Annotated in this window: 39 protein-coding genes; 35 read left to right on the top strand and 4 right to left on the bottom strand. The window is 69.4% G+C overall.

Annotation, left to right across the window (positions count from 1 at the left end):
• Nucleotides 1-133 precede the first annotated feature (133 nt).
• From AOK15_RS34055 to AOK15_RS34160, 22 genes are all read left to right on the top strand, one after another.
• The gene (locus AOK15_RS34055; protein ID WP_055522175.1) at nt 134-472 is read left to right on the top strand and encodes a hypothetical protein; all 339 of its coding nucleotides are present in this window, start codon (nt 134-136) and stop codon (nt 470-472) included.
• On the top strand, nt 469-1,284 hold the full coding sequence (locus AOK15_RS45845) for a hypothetical protein (RefSeq protein ID WP_055522176.1): 816 nt from the start codon (nt 469-471) through the stop codon (nt 1,282-1,284). The genes AOK15_RS34055 and AOK15_RS45845 overlap by 4 nt, the downstream gene beginning before the upstream one ends.
• Nucleotides 1,281-1,829, top strand: coding sequence for a helix-turn-helix transcriptional regulator (locus AOK15_RS34065; RefSeq protein ID WP_055522177.1), 549 nt, complete (start codon nt 1,281-1,283; stop codon nt 1,827-1,829). Before AOK15_RS45845 ends, AOK15_RS34065 begins: the two co-directional genes overlap by 4 nt.
• A complete protein-coding gene (locus AOK15_RS34070) occupies nt 1,826-2,074 on the top strand; it encodes a hypothetical protein (protein WP_055522178.1) in 249 nt (82 codons plus the stop codon). The genes AOK15_RS34065 and AOK15_RS34070 overlap by 4 nt, the downstream gene beginning before the upstream one ends.
• Nucleotides 2,071-2,517 (top strand): MCP four helix bundle domain-containing protein, encoded by a 447-nt coding sequence (locus AOK15_RS34075; protein WP_157870446.1) that lies wholly within the window; start codon nt 2,071-2,073, stop codon nt 2,515-2,517. The genes AOK15_RS34070 and AOK15_RS34075 overlap by 4 nt, the downstream gene beginning before the upstream one ends.
• Nucleotides 2,514-3,020, top strand: a complete 507-nt coding sequence (locus AOK15_RS34080; RefSeq protein WP_055522180.1) for a hypothetical protein — start codon at nt 2,514-2,516, stop codon at nt 3,018-3,020. Before AOK15_RS34075 ends, AOK15_RS34080 begins: the two co-directional genes overlap by 4 nt.
• The gene (locus tag AOK15_RS34085) at nt 3,017-3,652 is read left to right on the top strand and encodes a hypothetical protein (RefSeq protein WP_157870447.1); all 636 of its coding nucleotides are present in this window, start codon (nt 3,017-3,019) and stop codon (nt 3,650-3,652) included. Before AOK15_RS34080 ends, AOK15_RS34085 begins: the two co-directional genes overlap by 4 nt.
• Complete coding sequence (locus AOK15_RS34090) at nt 3,645-3,863, top strand: hypothetical protein (RefSeq protein WP_157870448.1); 219 nt, start codon at nt 3,645-3,647, stop codon at nt 3,861-3,863. The genes AOK15_RS34085 and AOK15_RS34090 overlap by 8 nt, the downstream gene beginning before the upstream one ends.
• Nucleotides 3,860-4,042, top strand: coding sequence for a hypothetical protein (locus tag AOK15_RS34095; RefSeq protein ID WP_055522183.1), 183 nt, complete (start codon nt 3,860-3,862; stop codon nt 4,040-4,042). The genes AOK15_RS34090 and AOK15_RS34095 overlap by 4 nt, the downstream gene beginning before the upstream one ends.
• On the top strand, nt 4,039-4,863 hold the full coding sequence (locus AOK15_RS34100) for a hypothetical protein (protein WP_055522184.1): 825 nt from the start codon (nt 4,039-4,041) through the stop codon (nt 4,861-4,863). Before AOK15_RS34095 ends, AOK15_RS34100 begins: the two co-directional genes overlap by 4 nt.
• A gap of 2 nt (nt 4,864-4,865) precedes the next feature.
• A complete protein-coding gene (locus AOK15_RS34105) occupies nt 4,866-5,921 on the top strand; it encodes a recombination directionality factor (RefSeq protein WP_055522185.1) in 1,056 nt (351 codons plus the stop codon).
• Nucleotides 5,922-5,996: 75 nt separating this feature from the next.
• On the top strand, nt 5,997-6,827 hold the full coding sequence (locus AOK15_RS34110) for a 3'-5' exonuclease family protein (RefSeq protein ID WP_063799089.1): 831 nt from the start codon (nt 5,997-5,999) through the stop codon (nt 6,825-6,827).
• Nucleotides 6,824-7,363: a hypothetical protein gene (locus AOK15_RS34115; protein WP_055522187.1), complete on the top strand. Its 540-nt coding sequence runs from the start codon at nt 6,824-6,826 to the stop codon at nt 7,361-7,363. Before AOK15_RS34110 ends, AOK15_RS34115 begins: the two co-directional genes overlap by 4 nt.
• On the top strand, nt 7,360-7,671 hold the full coding sequence (locus tag AOK15_RS34120) for a hypothetical protein (protein ID WP_055522188.1): 312 nt from the start codon (nt 7,360-7,362) through the stop codon (nt 7,669-7,671). The genes AOK15_RS34115 and AOK15_RS34120 overlap by 4 nt, the downstream gene beginning before the upstream one ends.
• Nucleotides 7,672-7,674: 3 nt before the next feature.
• A complete protein-coding gene (locus AOK15_RS34125) occupies nt 7,675-8,316 on the top strand; it encodes a hypothetical protein (protein ID WP_055522189.1) in 642 nt (213 codons plus the stop codon).
• The gene (locus tag AOK15_RS34130; protein WP_055522190.1) at nt 8,313-8,864 is read left to right on the top strand and encodes a RusA family crossover junction endodeoxyribonuclease; all 552 of its coding nucleotides are present in this window, start codon (nt 8,313-8,315) and stop codon (nt 8,862-8,864) included. The genes AOK15_RS34125 and AOK15_RS34130 overlap by 4 nt, the downstream gene beginning before the upstream one ends.
• Complete coding sequence (locus tag AOK15_RS34135) at nt 8,861-9,157, top strand: hypothetical protein (RefSeq protein ID WP_157870449.1); 297 nt, start codon at nt 8,861-8,863, stop codon at nt 9,155-9,157. Before AOK15_RS34130 ends, AOK15_RS34135 begins: the two co-directional genes overlap by 4 nt.
• Nucleotides 9,154-9,924 carry a DNA cytosine methyltransferase gene (locus AOK15_RS34140; RefSeq protein WP_055522192.1) on the top strand — a complete coding sequence of 257 codons (771 nt, stop codon included), beginning with the start codon at nt 9,154-9,156 and terminating at the stop codon, nt 9,922-9,924. Before AOK15_RS34135 ends, AOK15_RS34140 begins: the two co-directional genes overlap by 4 nt.
• Complete coding sequence (locus tag AOK15_RS34145) at nt 9,921-10,544, top strand: WhiB family transcriptional regulator (RefSeq protein WP_055522193.1); 624 nt, start codon at nt 9,921-9,923, stop codon at nt 10,542-10,544. Before AOK15_RS34140 ends, AOK15_RS34145 begins: the two co-directional genes overlap by 4 nt.
• A gap of 207 nt (nt 10,545-10,751) precedes the next feature.
• Nucleotides 10,752-11,075 carry a hypothetical protein gene (locus AOK15_RS34150; RefSeq protein WP_055522194.1) on the top strand — a complete coding sequence of 108 codons (324 nt, stop codon included), beginning with the start codon at nt 10,752-10,754 and terminating at the stop codon, nt 11,073-11,075.
• 96 nt (nt 11,076-11,171) lie between these two features.
• On the top strand, nt 11,172-11,378 hold the full coding sequence (locus tag AOK15_RS34155; RefSeq protein ID WP_055522195.1) for a helix-turn-helix domain-containing protein: 207 nt from the start codon (nt 11,172-11,174) through the stop codon (nt 11,376-11,378).
• Complete coding sequence (locus AOK15_RS34160; RefSeq protein ID WP_055522196.1) at nt 11,378-12,580, top strand: RNA ligase; 1,203 nt, start codon at nt 11,378-11,380, stop codon at nt 12,578-12,580. The genes AOK15_RS34155 and AOK15_RS34160 overlap by 1 nt, the downstream gene beginning before the upstream one ends.
• Nucleotides 12,581-12,647: 67 nt before the next feature.
• Here AOK15_RS34160 and AOK15_RS34165 read toward each other — a convergent pair whose 3' ends face one another.
• Nucleotides 12,648-12,839 carry a hypothetical protein gene (locus tag AOK15_RS34165; RefSeq protein ID WP_157870450.1) on the bottom strand — a complete coding sequence of 64 codons (192 nt, stop codon included), beginning with the start codon at nt 12,837-12,839 and terminating at the stop codon, nt 12,648-12,650.
• Nucleotides 12,840-13,031: 192 nt separating this feature from the next.
• Here AOK15_RS34165 and AOK15_RS34170 point away from each other — a divergent pair, with 192 nt between their 5' ends.
• From AOK15_RS34170 to AOK15_RS45320, 13 genes are all read left to right on the top strand, one after another.
• On the top strand, nt 13,032-14,027 hold the full coding sequence (locus tag AOK15_RS34170) for a helix-turn-helix domain-containing protein (protein ID WP_157870451.1): 996 nt from the start codon (nt 13,032-13,034) through the stop codon (nt 14,025-14,027).
• Nucleotides 14,027-14,611, top strand: coding sequence for an ATP-binding protein (locus AOK15_RS34175; RefSeq protein ID WP_055522199.1), 585 nt, complete (start codon nt 14,027-14,029; stop codon nt 14,609-14,611). The genes AOK15_RS34170 and AOK15_RS34175 overlap by 1 nt, the downstream gene beginning before the upstream one ends.
• Nucleotides 14,608-15,960 (top strand): replicative DNA helicase, encoded by a 1,353-nt coding sequence (gene dnaB / locus AOK15_RS34180; RefSeq protein ID WP_055522200.1) that lies wholly within the window; start codon nt 14,608-14,610, stop codon nt 15,958-15,960. The genes AOK15_RS34175 and dnaB overlap by 4 nt, the downstream gene beginning before the upstream one ends.
• Nucleotides 15,961-15,978: 18 nt before the next feature.
• Nucleotides 15,979-16,152 carry a hypothetical protein gene (locus tag AOK15_RS45315; RefSeq protein ID WP_157870452.1) on the top strand — a complete coding sequence of 58 codons (174 nt, stop codon included), beginning with the start codon at nt 15,979-15,981 and terminating at the stop codon, nt 16,150-16,152.
• A gap of 20 nt (nt 16,153-16,172) precedes the next feature.
• Nucleotides 16,173-16,421 (top strand): hypothetical protein, encoded by a 249-nt coding sequence (locus AOK15_RS34185; RefSeq protein ID WP_055522201.1) that lies wholly within the window; start codon nt 16,173-16,175, stop codon nt 16,419-16,421.
• Nucleotides 16,421-17,374: a hypothetical protein gene (locus AOK15_RS34190; RefSeq protein WP_157870453.1), complete on the top strand. Its 954-nt coding sequence runs from the start codon at nt 16,421-16,423 to the stop codon at nt 17,372-17,374. The genes AOK15_RS34185 and AOK15_RS34190 overlap by 1 nt, the downstream gene beginning before the upstream one ends.
• Before the next feature lie 70 nt (nt 17,375-17,444).
• Nucleotides 17,445-18,260 (top strand): hypothetical protein, encoded by an 816-nt coding sequence (locus tag AOK15_RS34195; RefSeq protein ID WP_055522203.1) that lies wholly within the window; start codon nt 17,445-17,447, stop codon nt 18,258-18,260.
• A gap of 47 nt (nt 18,261-18,307) precedes the next feature.
• Nucleotides 18,308-18,862 carry a hypothetical protein gene (locus AOK15_RS34200; RefSeq protein WP_055522204.1) on the top strand — a complete coding sequence of 185 codons (555 nt, stop codon included), beginning with the start codon at nt 18,308-18,310 and terminating at the stop codon, nt 18,860-18,862.
• Nucleotides 18,863-18,899: 37 nt separating this feature from the next.
• On the top strand, nt 18,900-19,406 hold the full coding sequence (locus tag AOK15_RS34205) for a hypothetical protein (RefSeq protein WP_055522205.1): 507 nt from the start codon (nt 18,900-18,902) through the stop codon (nt 19,404-19,406).
• A gap of 163 nt (nt 19,407-19,569) precedes the next feature.
• The gene (locus AOK15_RS34210) at nt 19,570-20,025 is read left to right on the top strand and encodes a hypothetical protein (RefSeq protein ID WP_055522210.1); all 456 of its coding nucleotides are present in this window, start codon (nt 19,570-19,572) and stop codon (nt 20,023-20,025) included.
• A gap of 70 nt (nt 20,026-20,095) precedes the next feature.
• A complete protein-coding gene (locus AOK15_RS34215) occupies nt 20,096-21,175 on the top strand; it encodes a hypothetical protein (RefSeq protein WP_157870454.1) in 1,080 nt (359 codons plus the stop codon).
• Between the two features lie 139 nt (nt 21,176-21,314).
• Complete coding sequence (locus AOK15_RS34220; RefSeq protein ID WP_055522207.1) at nt 21,315-21,680, top strand: hypothetical protein; 366 nt, start codon at nt 21,315-21,317, stop codon at nt 21,678-21,680.
• The gene (locus AOK15_RS45320; protein ID WP_055522208.1) at nt 21,677-22,030 is read left to right on the top strand and encodes a hypothetical protein; all 354 of its coding nucleotides are present in this window, start codon (nt 21,677-21,679) and stop codon (nt 22,028-22,030) included. Before AOK15_RS34220 ends, AOK15_RS45320 begins: the two co-directional genes overlap by 4 nt.
• Before the next feature lie 557 nt (nt 22,031-22,587).
• On the opposite strand, the gene fxsA is transcribed toward AOK15_RS45320, so the two are convergent.
• The 3 genes from fxsA to AOK15_RS34235 form a co-directional block, all read right to left on the bottom strand.
• Nucleotides 22,588-22,764, bottom strand: coding sequence for an FxSxx-COOH cyclophane-containing RiPP peptide (gene fxsA, locus AOK15_RS43015; protein ID WP_079058863.1), 177 nt, complete (start codon nt 22,762-22,764; stop codon nt 22,588-22,590).
• Between the two features lie 196 nt (nt 22,765-22,960).
• Nucleotides 22,961-23,368, bottom strand: a complete 408-nt coding sequence (locus tag AOK15_RS34230) for a DUF6221 family protein (protein WP_055522211.1) — start codon at nt 23,366-23,368, stop codon at nt 22,961-22,963.
• A 2-nt stretch (nt 23,369-23,370) separates the two neighbouring features.
• Nucleotides 23,371-23,850: a helix-turn-helix transcriptional regulator gene (locus AOK15_RS34235; protein WP_055522209.1), complete on the bottom strand. Its 480-nt coding sequence runs from the start codon at nt 23,848-23,850 to the stop codon at nt 23,371-23,373.
• Nucleotides 23,851-24,033: the final 183 nt, after the last annotated feature.

Raw genomic sequence — 24,033 nt, forward strand, 5'->3', positions numbered from 1 at the left:
GCCGCGTGGAGCGGCCGGCGGACCCGGCGGCTGACGCTGCCTGACTCCCTTCACGCCGAAGGGCCGCCCCCTTAGCCCGGATGACGGCCCAACGACTCGGCGACCCCTTCAACACTCAGAAAGAGAGGTCCCCGTGACCGAACAGATTAGCCCGATGGTGGAGGCGCCGGTGCGCCTGCATAAGGCGGCGCTGGTGTTGCAGCTGCTGACCGAGCACCCGGAGGTGGCTGCGGCTCCGATCGACTGGACGATCAATGACCACGACGCCTACCTGTGGGCGACGACGGCGTACGGCAATCCGGAGAGTGAGGCGGCTGCGCAGGTTCTGGCTGCTGCTCTGGGTGTGGCGGTGTGCGTCCGCGAGGTGAGGGACGGCTGCCTGTACGGGGTGGATGGGCGTTGGGCTGGTGTCCGGGTGTCTTTCCACGCGTTCGGCCCGGAGTCGGCTGCTGCTGGGGTGGTGGCCGCATGAACGGCGAGTCGATCACGGGCCTGCCGGATGCGGTGGCCGAGTACGGCGCGTTCCCGGTGCCGTTCGGTCCGCAGATGCCGGACTTCCCGCCGCCGCCTGAGACGGAGCTGGGGAAGCTTCACGCCGAGCGGGCTCGCCTTCAGGGCCTCCTCGCTGAGGCGGTCGCCGATGCGCACCGGGCTCGTTGCGAGCGGGACCTGATGCGGGAGCGGGTGTCGGAACCGTATGGCTGCGCGCACTGCGGTGCGGAGCGGCGTTCCCACGGCCGCCGGTACATCGGCGGTGCGGGGATGCACGCCTGGGAGCGTCCGTCGGACGAGCAGGTCAAGGACCGGATGCTGGCCCGACGTGTGGCCGGTATGGCGTTGCCGTCGAACCTTTCGTTGTGGGAGGAGCCGCCTATTGTGGCGGCGCTCCGGACTCGGGTTGCCGAGTTGGAGGCGGAGCGGCACTCGACGAACGAGTCGCTCGACGACGCCGTGCAGGAGCTGCGGCGCCGCGAGTCTGGCCCGTCCCTGCCGTGGGCGCACGCAATGTCGGATCACGACCTGCACGGGTTCCTCGACGATCTGGTGTCGGCGGCGATGGGCCGCTGGCGGTCGGAGCCTGAGGTTCCGGATCGGACGGTGCTCGCGGACATCGAGAAGGTGTGCGCGGACTGGCGGACGCCGGGCGCGGGGAGTCGGCTCGACGGGTCCGAGTTCGATGGGGCCGTGGTGCGGCTCGCGGAGCCGGAGCCGGAGTTTCACGCCTGGCTGCATCACGAGAACCGGCTGGGCCACGACCTGCCCGAGACGGGCGGTGCATCGTGACCGAGTTCTCGGAGTACGTGACGAAGGCCGCCCGCGATGCTGGGTACGAGATCGACGCCCCGCGCGGCGGCGGCAGGAAGGCCCTCGCCGAGGCGACCGGAATGTCGCAGTCAGCAGTGGGACGGATGCTGTCGGGTGCCACAACCCCGTCGGTCTACTCGCTTCGGTCGCTGGCATCCGTCCTCGCCGTTCCTTTCGAGGAGATGCTTGATCGGTCCGGGGTCGCGATTCCTCCGCGTGACGCGGGTTCTGCGGCGAACTCGGGCGTCCGCGTGGATGGCATCGCCATTCGCCGTTTGCGCATCGAGCGCGGCCACGGCATGAACCGCTTCGCGGAGGCGGCGGGAATCAGCGCCGCCGCGTTGAGCCGCATCGAAACAGGGCGACGCAACCCCCTCCCCGAGACCCTCAAGAAGATCACCGACGCGCTCGGCTGCGGCATCACGGATGTCGTTCTTGGCGACATCGCATCGTGCCCCAGATGCAAGGGCGCGCCGCCTGCCGGGTTCACCTGCAACACGTGCGGGGCGGGTGAGTCGTCGTGACCGCCCTGACTCTCGGCGAGTGGTTGTTCCTCGCGCTCGGTGTCGCAGGGTTTGCCCGTTTCGGCTGGTGTCTGGTCTGCCTGATCGGCGACGAGGCCCCGATGCCCGTGTGGCTGGACAAGGCGCTGGACGTCGCCGTCGGTCTCGCGCTTGCCGCTGTTGCGGCTGTCCGGCAGCAGGCGCTCACCGCCGCCGCGCTCCTCGCTCTTCTCATCCCCACCAGCCCGGAAGGGGCCCGGTCATGAGCCATTCCAGTAAGCCGCCGTTGTCGTTCGAGACGGGCCCCAATCACCTCCACGCCCTCCTGCGGGTGGACGACATCCGCCGGGACACGCTCGTGCAGTTGGTACAGCACTGGCTGTCGGACCCGCAGTCCCGCGAGGACGTGATCGCCGCGCTCGACGAGTTGGCCGAGGTGGTCGCCAGCCCGCGTCGTGAGGGTGCTCTGGACGCGGCGGTGGAGCAGGTGGAGGACGTGGCGGGGATGGACACCGCGCACGTCGAGGTCGGCATGCACGACGTCCGCCGTCTGTTGGCGGAGCTGACAGCGGTGGAGAGGGTGACGTCCCGCTTCAACCCGCAGGCGTCGGAGGGTGCGTCGCTGATCAAGCATCCGACGCACGCCAAGACCCGCGCCCACCTGAAGGCCCACCCCTTCCCGAAGCAGGGCGGGAGGCGGTCGGCGTGACCGAGTACCTCAAGCCCGGCGAGAACCTCGTCCACGACGCACTCTGGGACGGCGTCCTCGCAATCGTCGAGAAGCTCCCAAAGGACGGCAACACCCGCCGCAGCATCACCGAGTTCACCGAGGACGGCCTCGGCGGCAGCGCGATGCGCGCCACCTACTCCGTGAAGCAGCCGGACGGCTCCCACAGGGTTTTTCAACTCACCCTGTCCTGCGAGGAGTCGATCGACCACGACGACGCCTTCTGGGGTCCGGGCGGCACCCGCGACGCGGACGACCTGTCGAAGCGTGTGGTTGTAGCGGGGGAGCACTACCTGCTTGGCGACGACCAGCCGGACTATCCGAAGGCGTACAAGGGGTTCGCGGGGCGTCGGTTCACGATCGAGTTCTTCGATGGCCGCGTCGTGTCGACGGGTGATCTGTGGCATCAGGGCGTGGTTCCGCCGAAGTGGCGTGGGCGGTTCCCGGACAACGCGCGGTTCGTGCTGCCGGGCGGTGCCGCGTGAGCGCCCGTGATGAAGCGGTCGAGATGATCCGCCGCATCTGCCCGCCGCACCTCAGCAGGGACGAGTACGGACGGATCCTCGCGGAGAAGTTCGACACCCACCGCACCGAAGTCCTCGCCAAGGCGATCGGACGGCTCCGTGCCATCCCCGTGGACTGCACCGCCCTCACCGGGCCGGTCTGGTACGGCGACGGCTGGAACTCCGCGATCACCTGCCTCGAAGAGATCGCCGACTACCAGACGCCGGACGACGAGGCGTACCCCGGCGAGCTGCAACGGCTCCGCGCCCTGGCGTTGGGGTTGCGGGTGGCCGCGCTCCGCAAGGAGGACTTGGCGGAGGCGCAGCGTCTCCTCGTCGTCCACGCGGAGCACGAAATGAACGCGAGGGAGAAGAGCGCCATCGAGGCTACGACGACCCAGTTCTTCGAGCCCGGCCGCTCCTACACCAGCGTCGGCGCGTCCGGTATCGGGCTCCGGTTCGTGTGCGAGCACATCACCGTCGACCCGCTGAACGGGCGCCGGGAGGCGTGGGGCTGGCTGCACCGGTCGGACGGCACCCGCCGCATGGAACGCATGTGGGACGCCGACTGGCCCAACTGGACGGCCGACGAGGCGGGTGACCGCGATGTCTGACCTGCTGCTCGCCCGCCGTCGGGCGCTCCTCGCCGAAATCCGGCGGGTCGGAGGCCGCTACACCACCGGGCAGGCGCACGCCTTCTACCGGGCCACCGGTCACGGGCCCTGCCGCACCACCGCGCGGAAGGACTCGCAGTGGTGGGAGCGGCGCGGGGTTCTCGTCGCCACCGGGACCGCCGACACCCGCGGCTACTGGATCGCCTCGTGACCGCCCGCCGCGCGTGGACCGCCGCCTACTGGCCGACCGTCCTCGCCCTCGCGCTCGCCCTCGCCGAAACCACCCCGTTCACCGGCCCGTACGCCACCGCCTCCGACTTTGTCATCGCCGCCGGAGTCGGACTCATCGGACTCGCCACCACACCACACCAGAAGGGCCGCACCCAGTGACCCAACCCAAGCACGCCCAAGACACCGACAACGGTCGCTACTACCAAGACCCCGCCGGCGGACCCGACCTCGTCTCCGTCACCAACGTCATCGACACCGCCGTCAACAAGTCCATGGCCCTCGTCCCCTGGGGCGTCAAGCTCACCGTCGAGCACCTCTTCGACCACTGGCCCCTCCTCGGCGACCGCGTCCGCGACGACCGGACCGCCCTCACCCGCGAAGTCAAGGCCGTCCACCGCGACGTCCGCGAGCAAGCCGCCAACCTCGGCGACCGCGTCCACACCGCGGCCGAAGCCCGCCTCCTCGGCGCCCCCATCGCCGACGACCCCGAAGTCGCGCCCTACCTCCACCAGTTCGACCTGTGGCTGAAGTCCTGGGGCGTCGTCGACGACGACGTGGAAGCCACCGAAATCACAGTCCTCCACCGCAGGCTCGGCTACGCCGGCACCGCCGACCTCATGGTGTGGCTGCCGTCCGGGCCCGCGGGTCGGCGGGAGCTGTGGCTGATCGACTACAAGTCGTCGGCCACACGGCGGGCCTCGTCGGTCTACCCCGAGAACACCCTCCAGCTCGCCGCGCTCCGCTACGCCGAGACCGCGCTTCTCCCGGACGACACCGAGGAGCCGATGCCTCGTATCGAGCGGACCGGTGTCCTCAACCTGCGTGCGAAGTCCCACGCGCTGGTGCCGATGCCCGCCGACCGGTCCGCGCACCGCGCGTTCCGTGGGGCGCTGGAAACCACGCGCTGGCTGCACGCCGCGAAGTCCTCGTACCCCGCCCTCGCTGCGCCCGCAGCGACCGAGCCCCGAAAGGCAGCCTGACGATGGGCTCCCGAATCCGCACCGCACAGAAGCAGGCCCGCGAACTCGGCCGCCTGCGCACCGGCTACAGCATCCCCAGCGACGACCCGAAGAAGCGGCCCCGGCCGGTGAAGTCGAAGACGTGGGTGCTCAGCAGCCACTCCGAGCACTACGTCACCGCCGCCGCCGAAGCGTGGGGCGGCAACGTCGAACGCTGGCAGCCGCAGGGCAACGGCGCCCCCCAGTTCCGGGTGATCACCGAGGCTGAGCAGCTCGAAGCGATCCTCCCGCCCGGCGACCCGCTGTCCCAGGCCAACGAGATGTGGAACAAGGGCGGATGCGCCCGCCGCTGCGACGGCGAGACCGAGCAGATCAGCCGCCACCCCTGCCTGTGCCTCGCCGAGCACGGCCCGGAGTGGCACCAGCTGCGCCAGGACATCCGCACCAAGGACAAGGTGTGCGCCGCCACCTCGCGGCTGAACGTCATCCTCCCGGACATGCCGGACGTCGGCGTGTGGCGGGTGGAGACGCACTCCTGGTACGCGGCGAACGAGCTTGCGGGCACCGTCGACATGGTTCTGTCCGGCACCGGCGGCAAGGGCCTGGTGCCGGTGACGCTGCGGATCGAACCGCGCACCCGCGTTGCCGGCGGACAGACGAAGCACTTCCCGGTGGTCGTCGTCGAGATCCGGGGTGTCACCACACGGCAGGCGCTCACGGGCCCGCTGCCCACTGCGGTGGCGCTGGACCCGAGCGGCAGCAGTCAGGCCGTGGCCGCGATCGAGGGGCCGAAGGGCCGGGACTGGATCGCCGAAGCCGCAGGGGTGCTCACGTCGGATGACGTGCGTGATCTGTGGATGGAAGCGCAGACGGCGGGCGCCGTGCACCCGAAGGGCACCGACCCGCTGTCGAAGCAGCTGATGGCGATCGCCGCGGCCAAGGACGACGAGAACTCCCGCGAGAAGCAGGGCAAGACCGATCCGGTCCCGGACGCCGAGGGCGTGTATGAGGCCGAGGTCGTCACCGAGGAGCAGCCTGCCCGTCCGGCGTGGCCGGCGGTTGCTCAGCCCCGCGCGTAGCCCGCAAACGAACGGCCGCCCCGCGGGAACCGGGGCGGCCTCCCCTCAGGCAACCACACACCAAGGAGAACCACCATGTGGCATCGCCAGCGCATGGCCGCCCTCGACTTCGAATGTTCCGACAAGGTCCCCGAGACCGCGCGCATCGTCTCGTGCGCCCTGATCCTCCTCGGCGGCGGACTCGACACCGACACCCGCACCTGGCTGGTCAACCCCGGCATCGCTCAGGAGCCCGGCGCAATCGCCGTGCACAAGCTGACGGACGAGTACCTCGCCGAGCACGGCCAGCCGGCCGCCGAAGCGGTCGGTGAAATCGTCAAGTCGGTCGCCGAGGTCGTCGCTTCCGGGACGCCGCTCGTCGGCCACAACCTCGGCTCGTTCGACCTCAACCTCCTCAACCACGAGTGCATGCGCCACCTCGGCGACACCCTCGAAGGCATCTGCCGCCAGCCGTTGACGCGGGTCATCGACACGATGGTCCTCGACAAGCACGCGGCCCCGTACCGGCGGCGTGTGAGCCCCACACAGGGCCCGTACCAGATGCGGACCACCGCCGAGACCTACGGGCTGCCCTGGAACGAGGACGCGGCGCACGGCGCCGAATACGACGCCCTCCAGTCCGCGCGCGCCGCGTACAAGATGGGCCAGATCGCCCACACCCCGCCGGAGCACCGCCCGGATTGGGTGAAGGGGCTGCGGAACCGGCGCGGCCCGTACGACCGGTTCGACGACCTCGCCGGGGTCACGGTCGAGGAGCTGCACCAGCGGCAGATCAAGTGGGCGGCCGACGATGCGGCCTCATATCAGGAGTGGCTGCGGGATCCGGTGAAGTCGGGGGATAAGCACAAGCCGGACGCGGTCATCGACGGCTCGTGGCCGCTGCGCCCGGTCGGGGGTGCGGCATGAGGTTTCCGTTCGTTCCCCGCGCCTGGCACGACGCCCGCATCGCGGCGCTCACCGCCGTACAAGAGCAGCTCGCCAAGGACCTCGCCGCGGCCGAGAAGGAACTGGCCGGCGTGTCGGAGAAGTACACCGACACGGCCATCGTCAACGACTGTCTCACCGATGACCTCGCCAAGGCCCGTCAGCGGCTCGCCGAGTACAAGGGGCGCCGCACGGTTGCCGAGGTCCTCGAAGAGCACGACGTGCACCGTAAGGCCCTCGCTGACGCGCTCGGTGACCAGAAGTACCACCTGAACTGGGACGAGTTGATCGCCGAGGTCGCCCGCCTCGACGAGGCGGCGCACGCGTGGATGGCCGACTACGAGGCCGAGAAGAAGCGGGCCGACCATCTCGACACGGGCGGTGAGATCGGCCGGCTGAAGCGGGCGAACGCGCACCTTCAGCGGCAGCTCGACGACGCCCTCGGTCTCGGTGGCCGCCAGCCCGAGGACAGCAGTCGTTGGCAGCCCGGCTACAAGACCCCAGAGAAGACGTCGTGAGCGACTACATCACCGCCCTCACCGGAGCCGGTACGACCGTCGCGGTCGGCGCGGTCATGATGGCCCGCTCCTGGCCCACACCCGGCCAGCGCCGTGGCCCGCGCCGGGTGGCGGAGCTGCTGGCGGAGGCGGAGCTTGTGCCGCTGGACGAGCTGCTCTCGGCGGAGCGGGAATTCGCCACCGAGTACGGGAACACAGCGCCCGCCTGGCAGCACTGCCCCGGCCACGACACGCCTGCTGACAGCGGCTGGTGGTGCCCAAACTGCCACCTCCCCGTCCACGCCACCACAACCACCACGGGGGACTGACCCATGCCTGACACATCGCTCACGCCCGAAGCCCAGAAGCGCGGCGACCGCGACCCGGCCGACTTCGAGCCGTCCATCGAAGGCACCCAGCGGCACGTCCAGCGGATCCTTGACACCTTCGGTAAGCAGGAGATGGTGCCGTTCCGCGAGTTGGACCGCCTCGGCCAAGGGCTCCTCAACACGCTCGCTGAAGCCGAACGCCTGCGTGAGGAACGCAACCGCGCCCGCCGGATTGCGGTCGCCCTGGAGCAGGAGAACGCCCGCCTCACCGAAGAACTCGCCGAGGAGAGGGCGTCCCGTAACCCGCGCCTGCGCTGTCTGATCATCAAGCCCCACCGCGACAGGGACGTGTACGTCGGTTGGTCCACCAACGCCGAGGCGCCCACCGGGGTGTGGTCGCGGGAGACCGCGCTGGAGTACGGGTTCCCGCCCTCGTGGCTCGCCCGCGCTGACGAGAACGGCAGTGACGCCACCGGTAACTACCGCTTCGGCAACTGGGAGCACGCCAGGTTCGTCGCCGAGCAGCGCGGCTTGCTGCCCCGGCACCGACTTGAGGGCTACGCGGTCGAGTACCTGCACGGCGACCGCGTAGCGGCGTACGCGCTGTTGGAGCCGTTCGAGGGCGAGAGCGAGGTCCGCTCGTGACCGCCCCGATCCTGCCCGAGACTCCGGCCGCTCTGGCGGCCGGGGCCCTGGCCCTCGCCACTATCACCGTCTACGGCCTTCCCGCACCCCAGGGATCAAAGCGTCACCTCGGCAACGGCGTCATGGTCGAGTCGTCGAAGAAAGTCAAGCCGTGGCGCCAGGACGTCAAGCACGCCGCCCTCACCGCCATGGAACTCCCCGACGCGGTCATCGGCGACGTCCAACTCCACCGGCCCCCGTACGACGGCCCGGTCGCCGTGTCGATGGTGTTCACCTTCGACCGGCCCAAGGGCCACTACCGGACCGGCCGGAACGCACGCCTGCTGCGGGACGCGGCCCCAGCCCGGCCCGCGGGGATGCCGGACCTGTCGAAGCTCGTCCGGTCCACCGAAGACGCCCTCACTGGCGTGGTGTGGAAGGACGACTCGCGGGTTGTGGAGTACGTGCGGCTCGGCAAGTACTACGCCGGGACCGATGCCCCCGACGTGCTCGACGCGCCGGGCGCTGTGATCCGCGTGTGGCGTCTCGCTGCGGGGGTGGCGTCGTGACTGTGCCGCAGGTGTACACGCTCATCGTCCTCGCCGCTATCGGTGCCGTCGTCTGCGCCGTGCAGGTGCGTCGTGCACTCCGCGAACCGTCCGAGCGGGACCGCATCATCCACGAAGCCCGCCAGCGGACCGGTCTCGCCGACTCCACGCCCGGCATCGACACCGGCCTGCAAGACGTCTGCGAACTCATCTGGGACCTGCCCGCCCACGGCACCCCGGCCCCCGACCACGCCGAGTTCTGCGACCGGCTCCGCGACGCCATCCGCGACCACCGGACGGAGGACACCCCATGAACGTCCTCTCCCTCTTCTCCGGCATCGGCGGCATAGAACTCGGCCTCGAACGCGCCGGGATGACCACCGTCGGCCAAGTCGAACTCAACCCCTTCTGCCAGCGCGTGCTGGCCCACCACTGGCCGGAGGTACCCCGCCATGACGACGTCCGCACCGCCAACACCTGGTGGGACGCCAAGCCCCGCCCCCGAGTCCACGTCGTCGCCGGCGGATTCCCCTGCCAGCCCTTCAGCGTTGCCGGAAAGCAACTCGGCATCGCCGACGAACGATGGATGTGGCCCGCAATGGCTGACGTGGTGCGCCACGTGGGACCCGACTACGTCTTCGTGGAAAACGTCGGAGACCTTGTTCGAGACGCCGACGCCTTCGGATGGATGCTCGGCGACCTGGCCGACCTCGGGTTCGATGCGGAATGGCGAGTGCTTTCAGCGCCCCAGTTCGGCGCCCCTCAGGCTGCCCGTGAACGGGTCTACCTCGTGGCCCACTCCCAGGGCGTCGATGGGGTCGCACGGGATCGCATGGTCGAGGGCGGAGAGCGGCGATCACCGCTCGCAGCTGGAGGACTATCTGGCCTTCCTGTGGCTGCGCGAGAACGAGTCGCGCGTGAGTGGCTTGAAGCCGAACCCCGAGTGGATCGGCTGGCTGATGGGATTCCCTCCCAGGTGGACCAGCTTGCCGCCTACGGAAACGCCGTCATCCCTGCCGCCGCCGAGCACATCGGGCGACTGATCATGGCCGACGCCCAAGTGCGGGGGGCGGCGTCGTGAGCAACTACACCGGCGCCGCACCCGCCAGCCCCCGCCAAACCGACTGGCGCGACCTCGGCCTCTGCCGCCAACCCCAATACAAGAACCAAGCCGACATGTGGTTCGCCACCGTCCACGACAAACTCGACCGCGACCAGGCCGAACAAACCTGCCGCCGCTGCCCCGTCGTCCAAGCCTGCGCCATCTGGGCCGTCCTCACCAACATTCAGCACGGCACCTGGGGCGCCCTCCACGAAGAACACCGCGCCGCCCTCCGCAGGCGACTCAGCCCCGAACAGCGCACCGACCCGGCCACGGTCAAAGCCGCCGTGCACCAGGCCCTGAACGGGGCCGACAACCCGCAGCGCACCCTCCACACCATCTGGGCCGAACGCACCCAACCCCTCCCCGACGGGCACCTCGAATGGACGGGCAAACAGTCCGTCGTCTACGGCGGGCGCCCGTACACGAAGAAGCAGGTCGCGTTCTACATCTCTCGCGGGCGGATGCCGGTCGGGATCGTGCGCCGCACATGTGAGGTGGAGGAGTGCGTTCTGCCGGCGCATGTCGCGGACGGGCAGGAGCGGGCGCAGCAGGCCGTGGATGACGCGTTGCGGGCCGCGGCGGTGAAGGCGTCGTGACTAGCGGCCCGTGGCGTGGTGGTCTCGCGGTGCGTCGCATGCAGAAGGGCCAGGTCCCGGTAGCGGACCTCCTCTGTGTGGCGTGCTGGTTTCACCGCCGGGTCACGGGCCGCGCCATGGTGCGCGACTTCCTCAACTCGAAGCCCATCGAAACCCACCGGGACCAATGCCCGGCCAAGACCAACCCCTGACCAGGAGACACACCTCATGGGCATGTACCACTCCACCTACTTCGCCTACGGCTTCCAGATCCCCGCCACCGACAGCGAAGCACTCGAAGAAGCCCTCAAGGGCCAGCCCGACGGCACCCACGTCGGCTACCTCCACGCAGGCGACTACGACCGCGACATGACCTTCCTCACCACCAAGTGCGTCGAGGTCAACCTCGGCGACCACCGCAAGGTCAAGCCCGAATCGTTCACCGCCCCCGAGATCGAAGCGTGGAACACGGCACTGCGTGAAGCCGCCGCTCGCCTCGGCGTGCACGAGGGGATCGAGCCCGGCTGGTTCGTCGTCCCTGACCTGTCCTAGACCACTCTCCCGGCGGCTTCTTCCCCCTAGGGCCGCCACGGGCCCGCCCGACCTCCCCCAACGGGCGGGCCCACCCCAACCCAGAGAGGAACCCCGATGAGGGACTACACCACCGGCACCATCCTCACCGGCGACGCCCGCCAGCAAGCCCGCGACAAGGCCGCCCGCTTGTACGAGTCCGGCATGACCGTCGACGCCGTCGCCAAGGCGATCGGCCGCTCCCACGGCGGGACGCTCGCCCTCCTCCACGAAGCCGGCGTCACCATGCGCAAGCGCGGCGGCAACGTCCGGAAGGCGGCGTGATGACCGCCCTGACCGACCTCATCCCCGCCGACGAACTGACTGCCGCCCTCGATGGCGGACTCGTCACCCGCAAGACCCACCCCACCCTGCCGCTCTCCATCTACACGTACACGCGCACAGCCCAGTACTCCCGCGCCTGGACGACCGCCACCCTCCGCTGCCGCGGCCTCATCGTCGACGACACGACCGGCGAGATCGTCGCCTGGCCGTTCCCGAAGTTCTTCAACGTCGGCGAGCACCAGCACGGCAACGACTACGCGCCGCCGCTGCCCGACGAGCCGTTCGAGGTGTACGACAAGGTCGACGGCTCACTGGGCATCGTCTTCCACTACGCGGGCCGCTGGCACGTCGCGTCGAAGGGCAGCTTCGCCAGCGAGCAAGCCATGTGGGCGCAAGCCTGGATCTCCACCAGCGACACCAGCCGCCTCCGGCCGGACATCACCTACCTGTGCGAGATCGTCTACCCCGAGAACCGTATCGTCGTCGACTACGGCGACCACCAAGACCTCGTCCTCCTCGGCGCCTACAACAGCAAGGGCGAGGAAGGCCGCCTGTCCTGGGTGGAGCCGGACTGGAAGCCGATCGGCTCCGTCGTCCGCACCTGGCCCACGCTCCCACTGCCCGAGCTGCTGAAGCTCGCCGAAGCCAACACCCGCCCCGACGGCACCCCCACCTCGGGGATCTCCACCGAGGGCTACGTCATCCGCTACACGTCCGGACTACGGGCGAAGGCAAAGCTGTCCGAGTACGTCCGCCTCCACAAGGTCCTCACCGGGATCACCGAGCGGGACATCTGGCGGATGCTCGGCCTCCAGAAGTACGCCGACCAGCCGCCCAAGCTCGTCGCGAAGGCCCTCGGCTGCGCGGTCGGCGAAGTCGAAGCCGCCCGCGCCAGCAGCACGTCACCGCTGGATGCGCTCCTCGACGCCGTACCCGACGAGTTCGACCAGTGGGTCAAGTCCGTCGCCGCACGGCTGGACGAGCAGGCGGGGGTACTGACTGAGCGTGTGGCCGAGGAGTACGCGGCGATCGCTCACCTCGCAGGCGACCGCGGCGAGTTCGCCCGCGCCGCCCAGCACATCGACAGCCCGGCCGTCCGCGCCTGCATGTTCCTGATGCTCGACAGCCGGCCGACCGAACTCCACCTCTGGCGCGCCATTCGGCCCGAGGCCACGGCGCCGTACGTCGCCGACGACGAGTAGCCGCACACGCGGCAGGCCCCGTGCGTGCGGCACGGGGCCCGACAGACAGGAAGGAGGAGGGGCGATGTCAGGACTCGGCGATGTTCCTCGCGGCGCCGGCGTCGCGTTGGCGCTTCCGCCAGGCGGCGATCTGCCGGTGGATGTGACGGCGGAGGTCGTCGGCGCGCGTCGTTCCCATGTCCTTGCACGCCTGCTCGTACGCGGTCCACGTCTCGTTGTCGACGCGGATCACGCGACCGGGGGTTCCCTTCGTCGTCATGTCGACAGCGTAGCTGACCTGACAACAGATGGGCACCACGCCGTCCATTTCAATCCCTCGGTGCCCGTGCGGTGTAGGGGCACCCGAGGTAGTATGGGACAAGCCGAAAGGGCGATCACCGCCCCGACGAAGCCGCCATGAGGGCTGCCCAGATACAGGCCCTGACCAGCAACGACGGCGAGAGAAGACCACGTGAGCACCGATGCAGTGAACTGGGCCATGGACGACGCGCCCATGCCACGCACCGAGAAAGGCAAGCCGGACACCACAGCCCGGCACGTCCTTCAGGTACTCGCCGAGCACGCCAAGCCTGACGGCACAGGCAGCCACCCCTCAGTGCTCCGCATCCAGTACCGCACCGGCTACGACCGGACCACGGTTCAGCGCGCCCTCCGCCGGCTTGAGAAGGCCGAGCTGATCGTCCGCGACGGCACGACCGAGGGGCGCACGCGCTGGAAGCTGGCGATGCATCTGCGGCGCCCCGAGACGGACTGGTCGGACTTGGAGCGCGAGGAGGACGACTTCCGTGCGGCGGCTGCCGAGCGGAAGCGGCGGTCCCGATCGAAGGGTGTCACGCACTCAGAGTTCGTGACCGTCACAGGCGCTGAAGGCGTGACGGTCACGGACGCAGAGTCCGTGACCGTCGATGTCACGGACTCAACGCCTAGCCGTCACGCACTTAAAGTCCGTTCGTCACGGACGGAACGCCGCCCTAACCACCAACAACCGTCAGACAACCAACTACTAAAAGACTCTTCTTCCGCATCCGCCACGGACGAACCACAGGCACAACTCGCCTCGGTCCAGACCAAGAGCGGCAGCAAGAAGACGGACCACCACCTCGAAGCCTTCGGTGCCTTCTGGAGCAACTACCCGAAGAAGAAGGACCGCGAGGCCGCCAAGAAGGCGTGGATCGCCGCCATTGAGCGCGGCGTGGAGCCCAAGCGCATGGTCGACGCCGCACAGGCATACGCCCGCGAGCGCTTCGGCCAGGACCCCCAGTACACGAAGTACCCGGCTACCTGGCTGAACAAGGGCTGTTACGACGACGAGCCCGACCCGCAGCCCGGACCCCAGCTCCGCTCGGTTTCCGGCGGCTGGACGGCCCCGAACCGACCGCACCCCGCGACCGGCGCCGCCGCCCCCACACCCAGCACCGAGGACTACCAGAATGCGAAGCCCTTCTGATGACGACCGCTGACAACCGGCGCAAACGGTACGACGCCGCCCAAGCCGCGGCCCGCAACGAGATCCGTAACCAATCCCTCGACCGCTACCTCGCACGCCGGCCCAAAGCGTTCAACACCAACGCCCCCGTGCGACCCGAAGTCGAGACATGGATCAACGGCTTCCTCGCCGGCTCCCACGCCTCGCTGCTGCTCCTCGGCGAACCCGGTACAGGCAAGACCTGGCACCTGTGGAAGATCGGCGAACTGCTGATCCGCCGCGGCTGGCACGGCCGCTACTACCTTGTCTCCGACTTCGAGTTCAAAGCCGCAGCCGACCGGCCCGTCAACCGCGAACGCCTCCAAGCCTGGGCCGAAGCCCCGCTCGTCGCCCTCGACGACCTCGGCGCCACCCAGCTCTACCCATGGACCGTCGACGCCATCGCCCAACTCGTCGACGCCCGCTGGCAAAACCAGCTCCCCACCCTCATCTCCACCAACCTCCACACCCTCGAACCCCTCGGCCCGCGCACCATGTCCCGCTTCGCCGACGGCGGCTCCACCTACGCCACCTTCACCGGCACCGACCACAGGAAGAGCGCATGACCGACAACCACGACGAGCCGACCAGCGAGCAGCTCCCGCCGTTCGACGTCGAAGCCGAACGCGCCGTCCTCGGCTCGATGATCCTTTCCAGTCGAGCCGCCGAAGAAGTCATCGAGATCGTCAAGCCCGAGCACTTCTACCGGCCCACCCACGAAACGATCTACCGGGCGCTCCTCAACCTCCACACCGCAGGCGAAGCACACGACCCCATCGCCCTCACCAACCAGTTGGAGAAAGACGGCGACCTCACCCGCTGCGGCGGCCACGCCTACCCGTTCACCCTCGTCCAGGCCGTACCCACCACCGCCCACGCAGAGCACTACGCCGGAATCGTCCGCGAGAAAGCCATCCTCCGGAAGATCCTCGCCGCCAGCACCCGCATGGCCGACGGCGTCCACAACCGGCAGAACACTCCTGACGAGATCGTCCAAGACGCCTACGACACCCTCGAAGGACTCACCGCCCTCACCGACACCGGAGACGAAGACCTCTCCATCGGCGCCGACATCATGGACACCATCGCCGAAGTCGTCGACATCCGCGAGAACGGCCCCCAAACCGGACTCCTCACCGGCTTCCACGACTTCGACGCCCTCACCGGCGGACTCCTCCCCGGCCAGTTCATCCTCATCGCCGCCCGCCCCGCCATGGGCAAGTCCGTCCTCGCCGGCGACATCGCCCGCACCGCAGCCATCCGCAACGACGTTCCCACCGTGTTCTTCAGCCTGGAGATGGGCCGCAAGGAGCTTGAGAAGCGGTTCCTCGCCGCGCAGGCCACCTACCCCCTGCACTGGATGAAGACCAAGGGCCCCATCGACGACGGGAAGATCCTCGACCTCATCGAGGCAGGCAAGGACATGCAGTCCTCGCCGCTGTTCATCGTCGCCGACACCGGCATCACCCTCGCGAAGATCCGCTCCCGCTGCCGTCGCGTCCAGCGCCAGCACGGCCTCGGCCTGATCGTCATCGACTACCTGCAACTCATGAGCGGCGAAACCAACGGCCGAAGCGACAACCGGCAGCAGGAAGTCTCACGGATCAGCCGCGGCCTGAAGACCCTCGCCATGGACCTTCAAGTACCGGTGATCGCCCTGTCGCAGCTGAACCGCGGGCCCGAGCAGCGCCAGGACAAGAAGCCGATGGTCGCCGACCTCCGCGAGTCCGGATCCCTCGAACAGGACGCCGACATCGTGATCCTCCTCCACCGCGAAGACGCCTACGAGAAGGAATCCCCGCGCGCCGGCGAAGCCGACCTGATCGTGGCCAAGCACCGCAACGGACCCACCTCGACGATCACCGTCGCCTTCCAGGGGCATTACGCCCGCTTCATCGACATGGGCCTGACCTGACCCGAGAGGAGCACCGCCGTGGCCTACCTCGACACCTGCAACAACTGCCTCACCGCAGATAGCCCCGCCGTGGCGCCCGTCAAGGTCACCCCGGACGGACCGGAAGCGGTCGTCGCCACGTACCGCTGCCCGGCCTGCGGCGCGGTCTGGATATGCGGCTGGGCCGCCCAAGACGAAGAACCCGCCGCCTGATCACTCCACCAGGAGCCCACATGACCAGCCCCGAGCAGCAGACCCGCCGCACCGCCATGGCCCTCACCCTCCACCGCCTCCGCAATCAAGACCCGGCCGCCGCCTACGAACTCCTCCCCGACCTCTGCAAGCCCGACCCCGTCACCGCCCTCATGAACCTCGCCATCCACTTCGCAGACGCCACCGGCACCGCGCTGGAAGCCGGACTCGGAAGCCGAGAAGCCGCCGCCGAATCCCTCCAGCAGCAGCTCTACAAGGAGCACCACTGATGAACATCCGCCCCCAAGACCTCCCCGAACTCCGCGCCGAAGTCCTCACCTGGCAGCGACAGCACGGAGCGCAGTACTTCACCGCATGCCTCAGAGCAGGGGCACAGACCTCGTACCAGCCCCACCTCACCACCGCAGAAGAAGGCACTCAACTAGCCCAAGCGGAAGCCGCACGGCTCACGGAAGCCGAACTGTTCTGGGTTGCACCCGAGATGACCGAGCTGACAGTCGCAGCGGCCCGCAGCATGCCGACCTGGTCGCTGGAGCCTGAAGACCTGCCGGCCCCCTGCGGGCTCATCTACTTCGATGGGCTCCCCACCGCTAGGCCCGAGTTCCCCACCACGGCCATGGCGTGGGGGCCGTGCCCGCCCGAGATGGCCACCGATGCACTGAAGAACTCCGGACTCTGGCTCAGCTGCTACGTAGCTCGCGACTGGATCGAAGGACGGGACGAACTCGATCTCTCCCACATGCGCATCCCGCTGGGGCCGCTCGTGTACGACGGCGAGAGCATTGCCGCCTACGGCGAGCGAGAAGCCGGCGACATCGCCTTCATGAGCGATGCAGGTCAAATCGTCGAGGTCGACGACCAGACCTTCATCAACAGGTGCAGCTCACTCGTTGTGCTCAAGGCCGCCAGCTTGCTGATGCGGCAAGAACTCGCGGAGACCAAGGCCATCGAGGTTGACCGTGCCGCCCGCAAGCGCCTCCACCGCGCCGGCCACGAACCCGCACCCACCCGAGTCATCGAACTCCGCCGTCCCAAGACCACCGGCGGCTCCGGCGACAGCGACCGCGAGTACCACCACCAGTGGATCGTCCGAGGCCACTGGCGCCAGCAATGGCACCCCAAGCGGCAAGTCCACCGCCCGGTCTGGATCGCCCCACACATCAAGGGACCCGAGGGCGCACCGCTGATCGGCGGCGAGAAGGTCTACGCCCTCAAGCGCTAACTGCAACGCCGTCGCCCGACCAACGCGCCACCCCCGCCGCCTAGCCCGTCTCGCACCCCTGGAGCACCCCATGACGACCACACCAACTGACCCGCCAGTCAGCAAGCAGCACATCGTGATGTGGTCCGGCGGCATCACCAGCTGGGCCACCGCACGCCACGTCATCGCCGAGCACGGCACCCACAACGTCACCCTGCTGTTCGCCGACACCCTCATCGAGGACGAAGACCTCTACGCCTTCAACGAAGCGGCCAGCGCGCAGCTCGGCGTACCCATCACCCGCGTCGCCGACGGCCGCGACCCCTGGCAGGTCTTCGAGGACAAGCGGTGGCTCGGCAACACCCGCATCGCACAGTGCTCCCACGCGCTGAAGCAGGAGCCCTGCCGTGACTGGCTGAACGCCAACGCCGGATCCTTCGCCGAGACCACGCTGTACGTCGGCATCGACTGGACCGAGACAGAGCGGCTGCCCGCCATCGTGCGCGGATGGGCCCCGTGGACCGTGGACGCCCCCCTGACCCGGCCGCCGTACAGGGACAAGGCCCAGTTGCGTGCCGAAGCGCGCGCCGCGGGGTTGATCGACCCGCGCCTGTACCGGCTCGGGTTCGCGCACAACAACTGCGGCGGCATGTGCGTGAAGGGCGGCCAGGCCCAGTGGGTTCGGCTCCTGGAGGTCTTCCCGGAGCGGTACGCCCGCGCTGAGCGCGCCGAGGCCAAGATGCGGGCGCTGCTCGGCAAGGACGTGTCGATCCTCCGCGACCGCCAGGGCGGAACCACGAAACCGCTCACGCTCGCCGCGCTCCGCCGCCGCATCGAGGAGCAGCCCGACCAACTCGACCTGTTCGACGAAGGCGGCTGCGGATGCTTCACCGGGCTGGCCGCCTGACCGCCGTGTCTCGTCCCGTCTGATCACCCCCGCACGAAGGAGCAGCTGTGCCCACCAACCTCACCGCCACGATCGACGGCCAGCCCGTACCCCTCGACGAATGCGGCTGGATCGAACGCCGCCCCTGCGGCTGCATCGTGGCCGCCGTCCTCGCCGTCGTCGAGACCGTCGACGACAGCGGCCATGTCCTGGCCACCGCCGACCAGGCGCACCGCCACCTCAACCCGACGAAGCGCGACCGGGACAAGGCCGCCCGCGCCAGGCTTACCACCGAACTGATCACGATGCGGCACTACCGCGAGGACATCGGCGCGAAGTGGGAGTGCGAGCAGCACGCCACCAAGCCCGCCTACCACTGCCCGAACGCCGTCCACACCCTGCGCTGGGACCTCCACCCCGGCACCACCACCCAAGGCTGGATCCTCACCCACGGCACCACCGTCCTCGATGCCCTCGACGGCTACCCGCCCGGCCGGCCCCCCGTACCCGCCGTCGAAGCCCACGCCTGGGCCGGCCGGATCCTCGGCACCCCGCAGTCGTGGGTGGAACAGCCTCCCCGATCCGGGGCCTACCACACCCACCCCAACGCCGACTGCACCTGAACAGCACCGCACCTGACCACACCACCAAGGAGAGACCGTGACCATCCCGACCGAAGACCACAAGCCCGAACCGTTCTACTGGGACGCCGACACCGACCACTGCCCCCATAAGCCGATCCCCGAGCGCGGCACCGACGCCTGGGACCAGTGGATGACGCTGGGCCACCAGCCCTACGACGACGGCGTCCTCTGCCTCGACGCCCCGGCTGGCACTGGCTGCCCGGCCTGCACCGCCGAACTCGGCGACATGATCGCCTGGTCGGCCTGCCGGAACCGCGACCACGCCCGCGCGCGCCAGCTGCCCGGCGAACCGCAGCACCAGCCGGTGGCCGCCGACGTCGCCAGCCTTGAGTGCCTGGAGCGGGAGTGCGACGAGTACTTCACCGACGAAGGCGACGAGATCCCCGGCAAGGACACCTGCTCGCACGTCCGGCGGATGGAGATCTGCGAGGCGTGCTCCGAGCCCGGCGCCGCCGAGGACTTCCCGGCTGTCGTCGCCTGGACGGACTGCGCGAAGCGGACCGCCGCCCGGCCTGTTTCGTGACCGGCCACACCCCTCGGAGGCCCGCATGGCGCTCTGCCCGAACTGCGCCCGCATCATCCCCTGCCACTGCCACCTGAGCCCGCCAGTCCAGGTCCGGCCCGGCGTGTACCTCACACACCACACCCCAACCCCGACCGGCCACACCACCACCACGGAGACCCGCATGACCCGCACCCTGCCCCACGACCCGTACATCACCGCCGTCGTCCGCGCGCTCCTCGCCGCCGGCCTGGAACCCGACGGATGGTGGACCTCCGACACCGAGACCAACCGCTACGACGGCGACGGCCTCACCACCCAGCTCGACGCCGTCCTCAACTGGGGGCCCGACCACCCGGCACTCGACACCAGCGTCCACGAGGACGGCATCGCCCTCGTGTGGGAGCACCCGGCCGGGCAGTGGCAGTGGGCGCCCCGCAAGCAGCACGGCGAACTGGAACGCGAGCCGGAGTTCCTGGTCTCGCTGCCCCGCTGGGCGGACCCGGCGGTCGTCGTGATCGTCGTCCGTGAACTGCTGGCCGGCTGTCCGGTGCCAACCTCCGTGGGGCCGCTGTGGCTCGGTCACGAGGAGGCGCAGGCCGCGGTGGACGCGTGGGCTGCGGTCGAGTCGACCGAGTGACATCCATCCACAAGCCGGCCGCCCTGCGCGACACAGGGCGGCCGTGTCACCCACTTTCCCTGGAGCAGCCATGACCGACAACACCACTGAGCGGCTCGCCGCTCTCGTCCGCGACTTCCTCGACCCCGACCCATGCCAACTGGATCACCACGGTTACTGCCAGGCGCACAGCTGGTTGTGCGAGGGCCCGTGCCCGCATGCTCGGGCGCGGGAGGTTCTTGCCGAGCACGACGCTGACCCTGTGCCTGCCGTCGTGCCGTCTGTGGACCGGGCCGCGCTTCGGGAACGCATCGCCGAGGCGCTGGCTCGGTCGCTCCACCCCGACCTCGCGGACGATGTGCCGCCGAAGGATCACCCGTTCTGGCTGGCCTACCAGCGGCACGTCGACGCGGTGCTGGCCGTGCTTCCCGCGCCCGCCGCCGTCTGCATCTGCGGGCACACCGAGGCGCAGCACTTCGAGGACGTGTGCATCACGGAGATCACCGGCTGCGACTGCGGCGACTACCTGACACCCGACACCGCCCGCGAGGTGATCGACCGCCTGCACGCAGCTGCCAAGGGACAGCGCGCCGCCGTGCTCACCGAAGCCGCCAACGCCGTGGCCGCCGACACCGGGTTCCACATCCGGTACGGGGCAGCCGTCGACTACGCCGAGCACTACGCCGCACTGCTGCGCCGGTTGGCCGGGGAGGCAACGCCCGTTGCCGCGTCGACGGAGCGCCCCAACGAAACCGCGCCTGCCGTTGCCGCCGTGCGGTGGGACAGGGCCACCGTCCTCCAGCAGGAAGCCGCTCTGATCCGTGTCCACTGCCCGGACCACGGACCGAAGGACCAGGACGGCGTGTGGATGGACTGCCACTGCGCCGTCGCCGACGACATGCTGCGCCGGTTGGGTGGGGAGGCGGCACCCAACAACACCGAGACGCCGTCGGTTGCGCTCGGCAGGCAGATGATCGAGCGCCTGGCAGATCGTGTCAGCGGCCCCGACATGTCCGACTGGAACAGTCCCGAGGATGCGGCGTACGACGCCCCACGTGACGGCTACGAGGCGACGACCGGGCATCTGATCACCTGCCTCGCCGTCGCCGGGGGTGGGGCCGACCCGGACTGCCCCTGCCAGAAGCGCGGCGTGGAACCGCGCGGGGCGTAGCAACCCCGTGGAGGCCCCTGGGGCGCCGCTGTGGCGCCTCGGGGGCGGCCGGGGCCGGATTCCTTGTCCGAACCTCTCCCGGCCCGCCTGAGGCCCACCTACGGCTTTCTAGCCCCACTTAACCCCAGGAGACCCGCCCGTGACCGACCTTGCCGCCGCCAACCAGATCGTCGCCGAGCTCTACGCCCGCATCGGCGACCACCTCAAGACCGCCCGCGAACAACGAGGCATTGCCACATGGGAGCCGCAGGCCAGCGAGCAGCGTGCCGAATGCGACACCGCCGACGCTGACTGGATCGCGGCCATGCATCCCGGTGTTGGCCTCGCACTCGCCGACTGGCTGGAGCAGGAAGCGCACCACTACGAGTGCGGCATCCGTGCAGCCGACGACGTGTTCCGTGACGACCCCGCCGGACGTGCGGCATTCCTGACAACCGGACCTGGAGCCCCCTCGCCCCAAGCCCTCGCGGTCGCCCGCGCGATCAACGGTCAGGAGCAGCCGTGACCCACCGCATTCCGCTGGATCACCTCACCAGCGACCAGTACGACCGACTCTGCGACCAGCTCGACCGCGTCCGGGCCCTCGCCGACCGGTGGGAGAACGCGCTCGCCCCAGACCGCGCCTACGCCCGAGCCCTACGCACCGCCCTCGACGGGCCCGGCCCGGCAGCGACCCAAGCGACCGAACCCGCCAGCAGCCCGCACCCGGCCGAAGCCCTCCTCGCCCGTCTCGTCAACGCCCCCGACGCCGCTGAGCACTGTCACACCGTGCCACCCAATTGGGACGGCGGCGGCCCCTGCGAGTACTGCACCGCCCTCGAAGAAGCACGCACCCTCCTCAAGGAGCAGCCGTGACTGTCCGGCTTCAGCGGAAGATCCGCCGCATCACCGCCACCCTCGACCTCGCAGGCCGGCCCATCACCGCCCCCGAACTTGGGCGCGTCACCTGCTACGGACCCGCCACCGTCTACCCGGCCCTGCACCGGCTGCTGTCCGCTGGATGGATCGAACTCGTCGGCGGACCGCGAGGCATGGCGGCCTACGAACTGACCGCACACGGCAGACGAGCAGCGGGGCTGGTGCGGGAGAAGCGCAGTGTCCGACCTGAGGGGGACGCATCACTTTGCGGGCACCCGCAGAGTGATCATGTCGGAGTCTGGCATCCTGACGGTGGCACGCTCGTCTGCCCGCAGGAAACTCGGGCCCCCAACCTGGTTGGGTGACAGCCGGGCGGCCAGCAGGGCGGCAGATCCCCGGCAACTCGCGCGGGACACCTGGCGGTGACGGCCGCCGCCCCGCACCCCCTGCCGGGACAAGGCCGAGACCAGGCAACTGGACTCTCCCGCACCAGCGGGCAGCGACCCCCGGAGACCGCGCCCTGGTTCACCCCGAGCCAGGGCGCACCCACGTGCTCACACCGACGACTGGAACGCCGCCACCGCCACCCTTGCTGGTCCCCGCCGCACCACACCCGACACCACCCGAGTCAACGCCGGCGAACCCACGCTGCGGGTGAGGCGTGCGAGCGGCACACGGTCTGGGCCGGTCTCGGTTGTCGGCTCGTCGCCGGGAAGGTGAAGGGTGGTCATGGCGTGCTCCGCTCTGTGGTTCCTGGTGAGGACGGTAACCGTGTCAGAGGCGGGGCGTAGGCTGGCAGGGCCGCCGGGTCGTTACGCTGCTTGTCCGGCTAGGGCGGCACCCGCAGGGCTTCGCGGGACGTTGTGATGCGAGAGAGCCCCGAACCAACCGGTTCGGGGCTCTCGTCATGAGGGCGTCATGCGCGGGTCATGCGCGCCACGACTCCTTGTAGCCGTCGCGGTCGACATACACGGCGGCGAGGCACAGGACGACGGACTGAAGCGCGCCCCCCGCCTGCACCCAGGACTCATGCTCCTGCCCGTTCTGGGCGAGCCGGACAGCCTCTTGGCAGACGAACTCGTACCGGGCGATGATCTGCCGCTTTGCTTCGATCTCCCGCAGGACGCGCGCCGGATCATGCTCCGCGATGAAGTCGGCGTCGGCGCGGCCCTGATCGCTGTCCTCGACTTCGACCCCGGCGCCGGGCCGACTGAAGCTGACGCCCCACCCGTACTCGCCGATACCGGACTGCTCCCACGGGCCAGGCGTCGCCGCCCGCGCGGTCCGCTCATCGGTGTCGAGCTGCTGCCCGAGCCACCGCACCAGATCCTCCACGATCACCCCTCCGACTCGGGCGCCTTGCGCGCCAACTGCCGCAGCTCATCGACGAGACAGTCCGGGTCGTGCTCGCCGTCCTCGATGAGCTGCGCCATGGCGTCAGCAGCCTCACGGATGACGTCCGCCCGGAAGGCGTCGATCTTGGCGGATGCCTTCTCCGAGTTGTCCGACGAATGCTCCTTGCCCTGCATCGCGAACGCGTACAGGTCGGCTCGGGCGTCAACGGTGGTGGTCACTAGGTCTCCTTGCTGATGGAAGCGCCGCTTCTTGCGGGGCTGCTTGGGGTTCGCCTTGAAGAACGCAGCCACTTCGTCCTCGCGGAATCTGAGCCGCGTGCTGCCCTCGCCCTCGACAGGGGAGGGGAAGACGCCAGTCCGCCGATAGGTGTGGATCGTCTGACGGCTGACATCGTGCTTCGCCGCGATCTCGGTGACGGTCAACAAGCGCGGGCTCCCCTCGCTTTCGGGGTTCTTGGGCACGGCAACATCCTCTCCGATCTACTTGACGCTTGTAAAGCAGATCGTGCATTGTGGAACGGCACCAACAACAACGCCCCGGCGGGTGCTGGAACACCTGCCGGGGCCGCCACCCACCTGAACTCACCAGGGAGTGACCTTGCAAGAGCGTAACGGCCAACCCGCTGGCCAGCCCACCCCCACGCC

The sequence above is a fragment of the Streptomyces ossamyceticus genome (assembly GCF_001418475.1).
In the GTDB taxonomy this organism is placed as follows: domain Bacteria; phylum Actinomycetota; class Actinomycetes; order Streptomycetales; family Streptomycetaceae; genus Streptomyces; species Streptomyces ossamyceticus.